Source organism: Rheinheimera aquimaris, assembly GCF_020531985.1.
In the GTDB taxonomy this organism is placed as follows: Bacteria; Pseudomonadota; Gammaproteobacteria; order Enterobacterales; family Alteromonadaceae; genus Alishewanella; species Alishewanella aquimaris.
Map to the genome: position 1 here is coordinate 353,240 of NZ_JAJAVQ010000001.1, position 14,762 is coordinate 368,001.

Consider the following 14,762-nt stretch of genomic DNA (forward strand, 5'->3'; position numbering starts at 1 on the left):
ACTTATTATTAGTATTGAATAATAGAAATTTCAGCACCAACGCCGGTTTGCTCTACGGAGAAGTGCCGGTTGCCTCTTTGCTCAATCTGAACCAGGTTGTTGTCACCGCGTTGGATAATCACAGCAGTGTTACTATTGCCCGACTGCAAAGCCTGAACATGGTTACCAAGTCCGGCCTGGCGCAACTGAATATGGTTCAACACACCTTGCTGCAACAAAATGGCATATTGCCCCTGCCCTGATTGCATTACATCGGCCACATTAAGGTTACCCAACTGAGTAATATCAACTCCGTTCGCCAATGCCTGACGCTCCAGCAATGAGGTCAGCTGCAACGACACATCAGCTTGTACAGCTGAAGCCAATAACATAGCGCTAGCTATCATTCCCCGGCGGGCTAAGTTAACCATGCTAATTCCTTGTAAACTTCGTGACCAAACTAGGCTAAAGCACAGTAAAAATGCTGCAATAGGACGTAATAACTATTTTATTTAACTTTTATTAACCTATGGTTAATTTAATTTATCTAATAATTTTAGTTATTTGCAGATTTAAATTAACATTAACTAACCATTATAAACTAGTACTTATGCCCTATTTTGCATGATTTGTATATTTTTAGTTAACATAAGTGCTATTCATAAAGGTGCTAAAAATAAGCATATTATTAACAATTAATTGAATGGGAACTTGTATGACGAAGAAATCACTTTTGGCTGGCGCCATTGCAACAGCGCTATTTTCAGCGACAGCACTGGCTAGCCCGCCTTCTGATCCAGACAATGCCATTTTAGTCATGTTTAAACCTGGCGTATCAAAACAGGAACGACAGAACCTGATACATAAGCAGGGAGCAAGCCTGCGCCAGCTGGATGAACAAGGCCGTGACATGAAAATGCGCTATGTCGCTGATGGTCGTATTGTCAAAGTGCTGGTTCCCAAAGGAACGGATAAAGACACCTTGATCAAACGTTTATCTGTTCACCCTGCCGTAGCAGTTGCAGAGCCGGACTATCCTTTGCACGCACTGGCGACACCGGACGACCCTGACTTCGGGCAACTATGGGGCCTGCTCAATACCGGGCAGAACAGCGGCACCGCCGGTGCTGATATCAAAGCGACGGATGCCTGGGATATTTCTACCGGCAGTCACGAGGTCGTTATTGGCGTTATCGACTCTGGTATGGACTACAACCATCCTGACTTGCTCGATAACCGCTGGGTCAACCCAGGCGATTTACCGGGCAGTACTTATGGCTATTCAACATTAAATGCTGAGTTAGATCCGATGGACAGCGACAGCCACGGCACCCACGTTGCCGGTACTATTGGCGCGTCAGGCAACAATGGTATTGGCGTTGCAGGCGTTAACTGGAGCGTCACGCTATTACCTTGCCAGTTTCTGGGACCAACCGGCGGCAGCACCGCCGGTGCGATCGAATGCATCAACTACTTTACCGATTTAAAACTGAACCATGGCGTTAATGTAAAAGCGACAAATAACTCCTGGGGCGGTGGCTCCTACTCCGACACGTTAAGAGCAGCAATTGAATCGGGTGGTGATGCCGGTATTCTGTTTATCGCTGCAGCGGGTAATAGTGGTGTTGATGCTGACAGCACACCTATGTATCCGGCGGCCTATGACCTTGACACTATCGTCTCTGTCGCCTCGACAGATCGTAATGACCAGCTGTCAATTTTTACCAGCGGCGCCTCTAACTATGGTGCCGTATCGGTCGATCTGGGCGCACCGGGGTCAGCAATTCTATCTACAGTCCCAGGTGGCGGCTACGCCAGTTACTCGGGCACTTCTATGGCCTCTCCGCACGTTGCAGGTGCAGCAGCGCTACTGTGGTCGGTTAATCCTGATATTACGGCTTTGGAAATGAAGAGCATACTAATGGACTCAGGCGACAGCCTGTCTGCTCTGGAAGGTAAAACCGTATCAGGCAAACGACTAAACCTGGCAAATGCTATGGTAGATGCAGACCCGACACCTTCATTCAGGTTAAGCATCACACCGAGAAATCAGCAGATCACCGCCGGTGAAAATGCGCAGTATACTGTCGATATTGGCAATATCGCTGACTGGATGGGTGAAGTTGCCTTAACTGTTGATGTTGATCCGGCACTTGAAGGCGTAAGCTTATCAGCAGACACGGCAGAGCCTGGTCAAGCTGTCATGCTTAACATAAACACAACCGCCGAAACCGGCTGGGGCACATATCAGTTCACCGTTACCGGCACCGACACGGCAACCGGTGAACTGGTGAAGTCAGTTAATGCCAGCCTGGAGATTTTGCCGCAAGGGTTACAGGACTACCCATACAGTAACGACAATGCATCGCCAATTCCGGATAACACACCTGAAGGCATCAGCAGCATTATCTCGGTCCCACAATCAGGCAGCCTGTTCGGCGTGAACGTCAGTGTTGACATCACCCATACCTGGCGTGGTGATTTAATTGTTGTGCTGCGCTCGCCTGAGGGGACAGAGCACACATTACATAACCGTACCGGTGGCAGTGAAGACAACCTGGTGCAAAGCTGGCAACTTGACAGCTTTAATGGGGAAGAGATGCAAGGTGACTGGACACTGACGGTATCAGACAATGCTAATCTCGACACCGGGACGTTGAATAACTGGCAGTTAACGCTAACAGCATTATCAGACGATACGCCACCGGAACCAGTAGCGCCTGTAGCGGCCTTCAGCTATGCCGCCTCCGGCCTGACAGTAAGCTTTACCGATATGTCGACCGACGCCAACAACAATATCAGCAGCTACAGCTGGGATTTTGGTGATGGTAATACCTCGCAGGATGCCAACCCACAGCATAGCTATGCTGAGCCCGGCAGTTATCAGGTGAGTCTGACAGTCACCGACAGCACCAGCCTTACAGACACCAGCAGCCAAATGATTACGGTATCGGTCGACGATACTGAGCTTGAATTAACACTGCAACGCAAAGTCCGCACCCGCACCGGTTCAACAATTGTTGACCTGCGCTGGACAGGCACCGCCGAAGCTGTTGACGTGTACCGTGATGGTCAGCTGGTCGACACCACTGAGGATAATGGACGTTACCGCGACCGCTTTAACTCTATGGCAGAGACCGTAACCTATAAGATCTGTGTTGCAGGCACTGATACCTGTTCTGCCGAGCTGGACGTTAATTTCTAAGCTATACAGCTATCCTTTTGCTTTAAAGCGGCTTAGGCCGCTTTTTTTCTGGTTGCAGTTCTGTGTTACAGCGGTACTATTAAGCCAATAGCCATCAGCAGTGGTACCGCAGCTTTTAGTACGGTAACCGTTGGCCAAAACACAAAGGAGTCATAGTGTTAGCACAGTTGCACCGCGTTGAGCAAAGCCTGAACCAGGTTATTCTGGGTAAACCTGAGCAGGTACGTCTGGCCCTATGCTGTTTGTTAGCTGAAGGCCACTTGCTGTTAGAAGACTTGCCCGGAATGGGCAAAACGACGCTGGCACATGCATTGGCAAACAGTCTTGGACTAAGCTACCGGCGTGTACAGTTTACCAATGACTTGTTGCCCGGTGATCTTATCGGTATGAACATCTACGATACCCGGTCACAACAATTTCATTTTCAGGCCGGGCCGGTGTTCAGTCAGGTCTTGCTTGCCGATGAGATTAACCGCGCCAGCCCCAAAACCCAGAGCGCCCTGCTGGAAGCTATGGAGGAGAAGCAGGTGTCGGTTGATGGTGAAACCCGTAGTCTGCCCAAACCATTCTTTGTTATTGCCACTCAGAATCCGTTATTTCATGCCGGTACCTCTGCCCTGCCAGAGTCACAACTTGACCGCTTTATGTTTCGCCTGTCGCTGGGTTTTCCAGACAAACAAGCCGAACATCTGTTGTTGCAGTGCGATAGCAGCTCTTCTCGCCTGGAGCTACTGACTGAACAGTTAAGCTCTGAGCAGTTAAAACAATTGCAGGCACAGGTGCCCAAAATTACCGCCTCAGATGCCCTGCTCGATTACCTGTTGTCGCTGGTGCATGCCAGCCGCCACCGCAGCGATATGCTGCCGTTATCCCCCAGAGCCTCTAAGGCGATACTACGCGCAGCAAAAGCCTTTGCACTGATTAATCAGCGTGAATTTGTCAGTGCATCAGATGTACAGCAGGTATTTCCTTATGTGGCCGAGCACCGCCTGGATCCTTCCTCAGCAGCGCAGGAAAGCAGATTAAGCCAGTTGTTACTGCAACAAACACCATGCCCAATCTGAACTTAAAGTCGCGCTTGTATCCACATTACTGGCAGTTTATCGAGCGTTATCTTAATAAGCGCCAAAGCCCGGCTGACAAAGTTACGCTGGTACAAAAACTGATTTTCATTCTGCCAACGCGTTATGGCTGGTGGTTTCTGTTTCTAATCGGCTTGTTGTATTTGCTTGGCACCAACTATCAGAACAACCTGATCCTGCTGGTCAGTTATTTACTGCTAAGTGTGTTTTTACTCAGCATAGTGTTGACCTACCAGAATCTTAGCGGTCTGACGGTGCAATGCCCAAGCAGCGCCGAGGGTTTTGCCACCGACAAAGTGCACCCAGTTATCAGCTTTAGCTCAGCCAAGATGCACTATATGCTGCAGCTAAACCTGATGCCGCATTATGACACCGTACAACTTACAGACACCTCACAAAGCGCTACCCTAAGCCTGACAGTCGCAAAACGCGGTCGCTACCTGTTGCCTCGGTTGAAAATTACCAGCCAGTATCCACTGGGGTTATGGCGTGCCTGGAGCTATATCGCACTGCGTCAGCATTACTGGGTGTATCCGGTGCCCGATAGCAAAACCGCTTTACATCCGGCAGCGGATGAGCCTGCTGTTCCAGCAGGCAACAATATTGGCGATACGCTGACCAGCTACCGTAGTGGAGAAAGTATGCGACATATTGTCTGGAAGCGACTGCCGCAAAACCCGACCAACCCGGTGGTGCGTGAACACCATCAGCACAACATCACAGAGCCTGAGTGGGTCATCGTACAGCCGTTGTCTGGTGATGCACTCGAGCACGCTTTGTGCCGGGCTTGCCAGCAGTTGCTTACGCTGGAGAACGGTGGCAAGCACTACGGCCTGAAGCTGCCAACGGTGACAGTACCTCAGGCTCAGGGCGCATTACATCTACAGCGCTGCTTGCAGGAACTTGCTTTATGCTAGAGCGCAAACCCTTACTACTCCTGTGGTCCGGTATTCAACTCAGCTTGCTGTTGCTGCTTAATCAGGCCTTTGCCTTATGGGTCAGCGCCGTTTTCGCCGTGTTAATGCTGTACCGGCTGCTGACAGTATTTAAAGCCAGACGAGCGGTAAGCCTGGGGCTGGTTAATATCCTCGCCGGTGTTATTGCGCTGGCATTTTTTCTGCAGATAAAGCAATCCGGTGTACTGCATTTCATGTTGCAGATCCTATTGCTTGCCGCCACAGCGCGCTTGCTGGCACTGCAACATTTATATGAAGCCCGCCAACTGGTGTGGGTGCATTATTTTCTTATCGCCAGCTGCTTTATTTTACATCAGGATATGTTCGTAGCCGTTATCGTTCTTAGCGTGTTGTTTGCAAATTTATACAGTCATTACCGGCTATTTTCGGTTGCGACGGCAAAAATTAACTGGCTCCAAACCGGCCGCGCCGCGCTGATTATTCTGCCGCTGTGGCTTGGCATGTTTTTATTGTTTCCGCGCCTGCCACCGTTTTGGCAAATACCGAATACAAAAGCTGCCACGACAGGCTTAAGTGACAGCCTGGATCCTGGCAGTATCGAACAGCTGGTGCAGGATGACAGCCCGGCGTTTAGGGTTGAGTTTACCAGTGCTTTACCCGCCCGCGAACAACTATACTGGCGCGCCAGATTGTACGAAGATTTTGACGGCAGAAGCTGGCAGGTTAACACATCGCGTCAGTATCAGCGGGGTAATCAGATCACGGCCAGCAATGAACTGAGCGTCAGTGCTAACTTAACAGACTACAGCATTATCGCCGAAGCCAGCCATCAACGGGGCTTATTCGCACTGGCCACGCCGGTATCAAGCAGCGACAACGTATTTATCGCGCCGGGCGGCATGTTAAGCAGTCATAAGCCTGTCAGCCAGCGTGTCAGTTATCAGGTAAGCAGTGTGCTGGCCCCCGTTGTCGCTACATCAGCCGAAGAGCAGTTAAATTTACGCCTGGCACCAGGCAACCCACAAACCAAGGCGTTTGCGACCAGGTTAAAACAACAGTATCCGGATACTGATAAGCTGGTTCAGGCCCTGGCAAGCTATTACAGCCAACAACCGTTTTTTTATAGCCTGACACCACCGCGCCTTGGCAGCAACAGCATAGATGCATTTTTGTTTGACAGCCGAACCGGTTTTTGCAGCCACTACGCCTCGGCAACGGCAGTTATCCTGCGCCAGGCTGGTATTGCCGCACGGGTTGTCGGTGGTTATCAGGGCGGCATTTGGTACCCCGAACAAGGCTATCTCGCTGTGCGCCAGCGCGAAGCACATGCCTGGGTCGAATATCTGCATCAGGGTGCCTGGCACAGGTTCGATCCGACAGCTTTTGTCGCTCCTGAGCGCATTTTAAATAATTTGGACAGTATGCTACCGGAGCAGGAACGCGCACTGCTAAACAGTGGCTGGCGACAATTTAAACTGTTGCAGACGCTAAGACAGCAGTTTATGCATCTGGATTACTACTGGTCGGTTTGGGTGCTGGGGTTTAACGATAACGAACAGCGTGAATTATGGCGCAGTATCCGCCGGCATTTGCATTTGCTGGGCTATACCCTGCTGCTGATATCCGTAATAGCAGTTGCTGCTTTGGCGCTATATCTTGCCCGGGCACGGCATGATAAAACTTTGCCGGCAGCTGCTAAGTTGCTGTACCAACATCTGGCTCCGCTACTCAGCACCAAACAGCCGCAGCAACCGGTTTCAGTGTTTTTGCAGGGCTGCATGGCAAAGTACCCGCAATACAGCCCGCTGCTTAGTGATATTAAATCTTTATATGATAAAGCGTTATATCAAAATGATGCCTCAGCTTTGGCACAGCTTAAGGTTGAATTGAAACAGCATCGACGCCAATTACGACGGCTGCACCGGGCCATTAAGAATGCGTAGCGCGGTTTGCAGATGCTCCGCGCAGTGGATCCCAAGATCGGTCAGATAACCGCCGTCTTGCTGTGTCAGCAAGCCTTTTTCGTATAAACGCTGTATTGCACCTAACGTATCAGCATCCGCCGACTTATGTACTTTTATCCCTTCCATAGCGCTATCAAGATTAAACAGTGTTAACACCCGGATTTCTGCGTTCAGTTGTGGTGATATTGGCATATGACACTCCTGTTTTGTGTTAATAACAACATAGCTGGCAGCTGGCTAAAAGCAACGTTATCTGCAAAATGCACAAATAAAAAAGCCCGGTATTGCGCCCGGGCTTTACACAGTTTCAGCGTGATAATCAGTGACGAATATCCGCAGCAAAAGGCGTCGTTAAAGGCGCTGCCTTCAGCTCTGGCACCGGCTGCGCTTTTAGCTTCTGTTTAAGGTAAGCAATGGCTTGCTCAAGTTGTGCATCTTTACCGTTAAAGCGCTCGAACGGCAGGTTGTCTACCTCGATATCCGGCGCTACGCCCACACCTTCAATAATCCAGCGGCCATCGATGGAAAATTGCGCAGTTTCCGCTACCCGCGCCATACCGTTGTCAGCCAGCCTGTTGCGTCCGGACAACCAGACGCCGGCACCGGCGGTGCGCTTGCCAATCAGGGGCCCAAGCCCTAACGCTTTAACACCGGCGGAGAAAGTTTCGCCATCTGAGTAGGTCAGCTGATCTGATAGCACCACTAAGTGCCCCCGAAAAGCCTGCTGCATATTGGTGTAAGCCCCACCCTGCGTTGGCTGCCAGAATGCCCAGGCACGACGCAGCAGCTTCTCTATAATCCAGCTGTCAATATTACCGCCACGGTTACGCCTTACGTCGATAATCAGTCCCGGTTTGTCAAAATTGGCATAAAACTCACGGGCGAAACTGGCAATATCATTGGAACCCATCGCATATAAATGCAGATAACCAAACTGACTGTCGCTGGCATCCGCGACCTTTTGCTGGTTTGCTGCGACCCAATCCTGGTAGCGTAGCTGATTATCCTGAGCTGTGCTTACCGGCTCGGCTACGGTTTGCCATTGTTTTTTACCACGTTTTAGCGTTAGCAAAACTTGTTTGCCTGCCTGATTACGCAGCGCCTGGGTAAGCGAAGGTACGTCGTTAACCGTTATGCCATTCACAGTAATCAGGGTATCACCTTCAGTTGCATTAACGCCCGGTCTGGCCAGAGGTGCTGCTTGTAGCGGAAGATCGGTATCCGTGCGGTAGATATGGCGGATCACCAAGCCAGCGTTATCACTGTCAAACTCAGCGCCCAAACTGGCCGCCCGTGATGCAGTGCTATCGGTACGATACTCGCCACCGCGTACCTGCGAATGCAAGGCATTCAGCTCGCCCATCATTTGGGCAAATACATCATCCAGCTCGTATCTGTCTGTCACCCGCTTTAGCAGTGGCTGGTATTTGGTTTTACTGGCGCTCCAGTCCAAGCCTCGCATACCTTTATCAAACAGAAAATCACGGTGCATACGCCAGGCGTCAGCAAACATCTGTTGCCACTCCTGTGCAGGGTCAATACTTAGCTGCCAGCTGCTGATATTCAGCTTAGCCTTCGCCAGCTCTTGCGGAGCCTTGGCGCCCGCCTCAACCACGAACATATCTCCGGCACCATTCTCACTGTGCTTGCGCAGAAACAGTTTTTTACCGTTGGCTGCGAGCTGATAATCACTGACATCTTTCGCAAATACCTCTGCTTTCGCATCTGTCTGACTGAGTTCAATCTGCTTTAACACCGGTTTACTGCCTGCAGAGCTTGAGCTGTCCAGTACAAACAGTCGCTTGTCATTCAGCGCCAATTGCCGGTAGTTAGCCGCCTCTACCGGCACCTGCCACAACCGGCCAGCCAGCCCCTGCCAATCTACCAGCGTGCTCTTTTTGCTATTGCGGCTATCTTTAGCTGCACTGTCATCGCAGCCATCGACTTCCTGCTTTGGCCGAAACGCAAAGCAAGCCTGTTGCTTCAGACTAACGGCAAAAATCTGGCTACGCCGGTCAAATAACGGCCCCAGATTGCGATCACCCCACGGATGCCCGGGCGTGGCACTAAACTGGCGGTTAGACAGAAAATATAACCAAAGGCCGTCCGGGCTGAATGCGGCAGAGTAAGCGTCATATTTATCTGAAGTGACCACAGCACTGTCGCCGGTACTTAGCTGATACAGCACCACTTTAGAACGGCTTTGATCCAACGGATTTAGGGTAAAAGACAGCAGCTTACTATCAGCAGACCAGCTGATGTCATCATAACCTGACAGCCCTACGCCACCGCTGTAAATCCTGGTATTGCGCCCGCTTGGCAGATGCAGTAGCCACATATCGCCATTTTTATCATCATGGGCCAGATAGTCACCGTCAGGCGATAACCTCAGTTGCCAGCGGTGCACGCTGCCATCTTTCGTCAGCTGCCGGGCATTGTCAGAACCATCTGCTGCAAAACGCCAGATCTCGTTTTCACCACTGTGATCATTGATGGCATAGACCCATTTGCCATCCTTTGATAGCACCGCCTCTCGCGACCGGCTGCCTTCAGGCGTGTTGATTTGCACCAAACGCTGCTTGCCCGGCATGGTCAGTACTATCTGGCTGCGGGCGGTGACCAACACTTTATCACTGTCATCCTGCTGGGCCTGATAATGCGCGGAGGTAAAGTACTGCAGTGGCTTGCTAATAATGCGTTCTCGCCGCTGTACTAAGTCTGACTGGATCTGCAGCGGCAGCGTACGGCTGTCACCGCTCTTAAGATTCAGCAGCTGTAAGTCTGCGCCCAGCTGGTACAATACCTGATCATTGGCAACACTGATGCGGCCAATACGCCAGTCTTTGTGAAAACTGTGCTGGGTAAAATCTTCACCGCCGGCAGCAACGGACCAGATGTTGCTGTTGCCATCGGCGTCACTGACAAAATACACCCGGCCCTGATAGTATACGGGCTGGCTGATACTGCCTTTGTGCCCTGCACTTAACAGCTTAGCTTCCTGTTTACTGCCAAGCTGCCAGCTCCACAACTCGCCCATAGCGCCGCCGCGGTAAACTTTAGTGTTATCCCCTGTCAGTTGCAGGCCAAAACGGCTGAAATACACAGTGCCGCTTTGCCCGTCAATACTGCCCGCTGACGCATCAGCCAGAGGCAAGGTTTCTGTTGCCAGGCTGTCAGGCTCAACAACTTTAAGCAGCCAGTAATTCGCCGGGCCAGCCGCACTGTCGGTAGCATACAAAATGCGCCCGTCAGCTAACCATTGCTGAATACGAACCCGGCTGTTTTCATAACTGATACGTTTGGCAACACCACCGGCGACTGGCATCAGGTAAATCTCACTGGCGCCATCATAGTCGGCAACAAAAGCCAGTTGTTTGCCGTCAGGTGACAACACCGGCTGGCTTTCCTCTGCCAGATGGCTGCTAAGGCGGCGCGCGGTCATATTATCCAGCGACGCCTGCCACAAATCACCTTCAGCAGTAAAAACGATTTGATCCTGTTGCAATACCGGTGAGCGGTAATAGCCCTGAACGGCATGCAAAGGTAATGCGAAAATGCCTAGTAAGGCAGTACTTAACAGGGAGTGATGCAGTTTCATTCCGGCCTCGTTATTGTTGTTTATCAGCTGCCGCTTCAACTTAGCAGAAGCGGCAGACTGCACCAAACAAAAACGGCCAGCGGCAGGTATTTAGTGATTAAGCTAAAACTTCTTCCAACGCCTTGATACAAAGCGCAATATTTTCACGTCTGGCACCATAACCCATCAAGCCAATACGCCAGGCTTTACCGGCTAAATCGCCCAGGCCTGCTCCAATTTCCAGATTGTATTGTCGCAGTAACTGCTGACGAACAGTGGCGTCATCAACACCGGAAGGAATATAAATACTGTTCAGCTGCGGCAAACGATACGGCTCTGCTACCACAAATTGCAAGCCCAATGCCTGCAGCCCTTGCTTTAACAGCTGGTGCATTTCCTGATGACGCTGCCAGCTTTGTTCCAGCCCTTCCTGTGCCAACACCCTTAACGACTCATGCAATGCGTAAAGTGCATTAACCGGCGCGGTGTGGTGATAACTGCGCTTAGCGCCACCGCCCCAGTAAGCCATCACCAGACTTTGATCTAAAAACCAGCTTTGTACCGGCCTGGTTCGCTGTTTAATCCGCTCAACTGCCGCTGGCGAAAACGACACCGGCGATAAGCCCGGCACACAGGACAAACACTTCTGACTGCCGGAGTAAATGGCATCTATGCCCCATTCATCTACTTTAAGCTCGACGCCGCCAAGAGAAGTCACCGCATCAACAATTGACAAACAGCCATATTTTCGTGCCAGCGCACACAACGTCGCGGCATCAGACAAGGCGCCGGTTGAGGTTTCAGCATGCACAAATGCCAGAAAACGCGCTTGTGGATTAGTCTTTAATGTTTCTTCCACTTTTTGCGGGTCAACGGGTTCTCCCCAGGCGTTATCAACCAAAACCGCCTGGCCGCCACAACGCTCAACGTTCTGGCGCATGCGCTCACCGAACACACCGTTGCGGCAAACCACTACGGTATCACCGGGCTGCAGCAAGTTAACGAAACAGGTTTCCATGCCGGCACTGCCCGGTGCTGACACAGCCAGTGTCATTTCATTGCGGGTTTGAAAGGCATATTGCAGCAGTTGCTTCAGCTCGTCCATCATACCGATAAACAGTGGATCTAAATGCCCAACGGTAGGCTTAGCCTGCGCAGACAGTACTTGGGGGTAAACATCTGACGGCCCCGGGCCCATCAGGATACGCCGTGGCGGTTCAAAGGCGGAAATTACAGGTGGTTTCATCGACTAGACTCCTGAGTATTAACCGCCATACCATAACAAATTGCTGGTATCTTAAGGTTAATTCTGCGATTAATAGTCGTTATTCAACAGACAAATGCCGCACCACTCTGTGACCGCAACGCCAGGAATACTGACATAATGCCCGCTATTTTGCGCCTGCCAATAACCAATGTGTACGCCAAAGGTGATTTTACTGTCAGGGTTTTGATTGGCAGTGAAGCCAACGAATTACAACTGATTATTGACACTGGCAGCAGCACGCTGGCACTGCACAGCAGCCGGTACCAACCAGAACAGGATAACCATTTACAACGAACGACACTGGTGCAGGAAGTGATTTATGGCATTGGTGGCTGGGCCGGGCCGGTAACAAAAACCTCAATGCAACTGCATGGTGATGTGTCGCTGACATTGCCGCAGAATTTTGTTGCGCTGGCTACGCGCGGCGAGCCACCATTGGCCAAAGCAGATGGTATTCTGGGCCTGGCCTATAACCGGCTTAATCAGGCAACTGATATCAGCGAGTTCCTTGCACAACAGCACCCCCCTCTGAGTACGAGCCTGCCGTGGCCATTTAGCCAGTGTGGTGTTGATGCATTACAGCAGATAGCAGGCATTCTGCACGTTTACCCAAAACAAAACTTAACCCCCTGGTTTAGCAACATTGAACAGCATGGTGTTGTTGCCAACATCTTTGCGTTTTATTGCCAGCGCTCATCTATTCATCACAGAGCACAAAAAGCACAGACGGCGCAGGATCCACTGAATCAGGGCTGGTTTATTCTGGGTGGCGGTGTCGAACAACACGATTTATACAACGGCGACTTTCAAAATATCCGCGTATGGCACGACGTTTACTATAACGTGCAGGTAACCGCGATCCAGGTCGGCGATTTAGCGCCTATCCCCTGTCCGCCCGGCAATGGTGCAGATAGCGCCAATGGCTTTTTTGATACCGGCTCGTCAGTCATTTTACTACCCGATACAACATACCAGAGCCTGCTACAGCACTTGGTGCAATTTAACCCGCTACTACAAACAGTGTTGCAACAACTACCGGCTTTTACCGGGGTTGAGCAAGGTCTCGATGCAAAGCTGATTAAGCTGTCTGAATGGCCTGAGTTGTATTTTTACTTTGTTGCAGATAACGGCGACCTGGTAAAGCTCGCCTGCCCGCCGCACGACTATTGGCAAATGAATGCTCCGGCTTTTGGGCTATGCAGCTTTAAAATTATTGCGCAGTTACCGCATTTTTCTAACCAGAGCATTATCGGCCTGCCACTGCTGTGCAACTATTTTACGGTGTTTGACCGCGCGGTGCATCAAACCGGTGTGATACGCTGTGCCACCGCCAGACGCTAATTTTATCTGCTGAGTAACCGGCTGTTCCGTTATAATGCTTTTTTTATCCGGTTATGCTTCGTCATTAACCATCAAAAGAGAGTATGTTATGTCAGCTTTACCTGCCTGCCCACTATGCCAGTCTGCCTACACTTATGACGATGGTAATTTATTAAACTGCCCGGAGTGCGGTCATGCCTGGTCAGCCGCACAATCAGAGCAGGACAACACACAGCAGATCCGCGACAGCGCCGGTAATGTGCTGCAGGATGGTGATACCGTAACGGTGATTAAAGATCTGAAAGTGAAAGGCTCTTCATCCGTGGTTAAAATAGGCACAAAAGTAAAAAATATCAGACTGGTGGACGGCGATCATGATATCGACTGTAAAATTGATGGTTTTGGCGCGATGAGCCTCAAATCGGAGTTTGTGCGAAAAGTACAAGATTAACACCAGAAAAAACGGGGCATAAGCCCCGTTTTCTTTACCACTGACTATCAGAACTGGCTACGTAACGCCGCGATGCGTTTCTCCAGCGGGGGGTGGCTTAAAAACAGCTCAGATTTGTTAGCGCCACCGGCAATACCAAACGCCATCATACTGCCTTCCAGTCGGCTTTCGTGGTTATGCTTTAACCGCTCAAGCGCCGCAATCATCTTATTCGGCCCGCCTTCAAGCCTTGCTGCCCCCGCATCTGCGCGGTACTCACGCTGACGCGAGAACCACATCACAATAATACTGGCTAATACGCCAAACACGATCTCCAGAATCATCACAGTGGCAAAATACGCCAACCCACCACCCTGGTTGTTATTATTACCATTATTATTCAGCATGCCCGCTATCAGGCGCGCAAGGAAAATAACAAAGGTATTTACCACGCCCTGGATAAGCGTCAGGGTAACCATGTCACCATTGGCAATGTGCGACACCTCATGCGCCAACACGGCTTCAACTTCATCCTCACGCATGTTACGCAATAAGCCGGTGCTGACGGCAACCAAAGCATCGTTGCGGTTCATACCGGTGGCAAAAGCGTTCATTTCCGGTGAATCGTATATCGCCACTTCCGGCATACCAATACCGGCCGCTTTCGCCTGACGCGCAACAGTATTCATTAACCATTGTTCCGTCGCATTGCGCGGCTGTTCAATCACCACAGCGCCGGTTGAACGTTTCGCCATCCATTTAGACATCGCCAGCGAAATAAAAGATCCACCAAAACCAAAAATAGCAGCAAACACCAGTAACCCACCGATACTGCTGCGGTCAATGCCAAGAAAGCTGAAGACAACGTTCAGCACAATACTCAACACCAGAATAACCGCCAGGTTGGTGGCTAAAAACAACATCACTCTTTTCATACTGCATACCTCAATTGGCTAACTGCACTGTACTATATGGGCTTAGAGCGCATTTTCAATCAAAGCTCCGCGTAAACCGTCATGAA

Annotated in this window: 11 protein-coding genes; 6 read left to right on the plus strand and 5 right to left on the minus strand. The window is 50.7% G+C overall.

Translation table 11 applies throughout. The features are described 5' to 3' along the window. Positions 1-8: 8 nt before the first annotated feature. Complete coding sequence (locus LHL18_RS01590) at positions 9-410, minus strand: curlin subunit CsgB (RefSeq protein WP_134054650.1); 402 nt, start codon at positions 408-410, stop codon at positions 9-11. A gap of 284 nt (positions 411-694) precedes the next feature. On the opposite strand from LHL18_RS01590, the gene LHL18_RS01595 reads away from it, so the two are divergent. The 4 genes from LHL18_RS01595 to LHL18_RS01610 all read left to right on the plus strand — a co-directional run bounded on the left by LHL18_RS01595 (position 695) and on the right by LHL18_RS01610 (position 7,126). After that, complete coding sequence (locus LHL18_RS01595) at positions 695-3,184, plus strand: S8 family serine peptidase (protein WP_319004157.1); 2,490 nt, start codon at positions 695-697, stop codon at positions 3,182-3,184. A gap of 155 nt (positions 3,185-3,339) precedes the next feature. After that, positions 3,340-4,248: an AAA family ATPase gene (locus LHL18_RS01600; protein ID WP_226765494.1), complete on the plus strand. Its 909-nt coding sequence runs from the start codon at positions 3,340-3,342 to the stop codon at positions 4,246-4,248. Further along, on the plus strand, positions 4,236-5,183 hold the full coding sequence (locus tag LHL18_RS01605) for a DUF58 domain-containing protein (RefSeq protein WP_226765495.1): 948 nt from the start codon (positions 4,236-4,238) through the stop codon (positions 5,181-5,183). Before LHL18_RS01600 ends, LHL18_RS01605 begins: the two co-directional genes overlap by 13 nt. Beyond that, on the plus strand, positions 5,177-7,126 hold the full coding sequence (locus tag LHL18_RS01610) for a transglutaminase family protein (protein ID WP_226765496.1): 1,950 nt from the start codon (positions 5,177-5,179) through the stop codon (positions 7,124-7,126). The genes LHL18_RS01605 and LHL18_RS01610 overlap by 7 nt, the downstream gene beginning before the upstream one ends. On the opposite strand, the gene LHL18_RS01615 is transcribed toward LHL18_RS01610, so the two are convergent. The 3 genes from LHL18_RS01615 to LHL18_RS01625 all read right to left on the minus strand — a co-directional run bounded on the left by LHL18_RS01615 (position 7,091) and on the right by LHL18_RS01625 (position 11,970). After that, the gene (locus LHL18_RS01615; protein WP_226765497.1) at positions 7,091-7,339 is read right to left on the minus strand and encodes a TIGR02647 family protein; all 249 of its coding nucleotides are present in this window, start codon (positions 7,337-7,339) and stop codon (positions 7,091-7,093) included. The genes LHL18_RS01610 and LHL18_RS01615 overlap by 36 nt on opposite strands. Before the next feature lie 127 nt (positions 7,340-7,466). Next, positions 7,467-10,745, minus strand: coding sequence for a S41 family peptidase (locus tag LHL18_RS01620; protein ID WP_226765498.1), 3,279 nt, complete (start codon positions 10,743-10,745; stop codon positions 7,467-7,469). 97 nt (positions 10,746-10,842) lie between these two features. Further along, positions 10,843-11,970, minus strand: a complete 1,128-nt coding sequence (locus tag LHL18_RS01625; protein ID WP_226765499.1) for a pyridoxal-phosphate-dependent aminotransferase family protein — start codon at positions 11,968-11,970, stop codon at positions 10,843-10,845. Positions 11,971-12,108: 138 nt separating this feature from the next. On the opposite strand from LHL18_RS01625, the gene LHL18_RS01630 reads away from it, so the two are divergent. Together LHL18_RS01630 and LHL18_RS01635 are read left to right on the plus strand one after the other, a co-directional pair. After that, positions 12,109-13,332, plus strand: coding sequence for a pepsin-like aspartic protease (locus LHL18_RS01630; RefSeq protein WP_226765500.1), 1,224 nt, complete (start codon positions 12,109-12,111; stop codon positions 13,330-13,332). Positions 13,333-13,420: 88 nt separating this feature from the next. Next, complete coding sequence (locus LHL18_RS01635; protein WP_226765501.1) at positions 13,421-13,762, plus strand: zinc ribbon domain-containing protein YjdM; 342 nt, start codon at positions 13,421-13,423, stop codon at positions 13,760-13,762. A gap of 47 nt (positions 13,763-13,809) precedes the next feature. On the opposite strand, the gene htpX is transcribed toward LHL18_RS01635, so the two are convergent. After that, positions 13,810-14,676, minus strand: coding sequence for a protease HtpX (gene htpX / locus LHL18_RS01640; RefSeq protein WP_226765502.1), 867 nt, complete (start codon positions 14,674-14,676; stop codon positions 13,810-13,812). Positions 14,677-14,762: the final 86 nt, after the last annotated feature.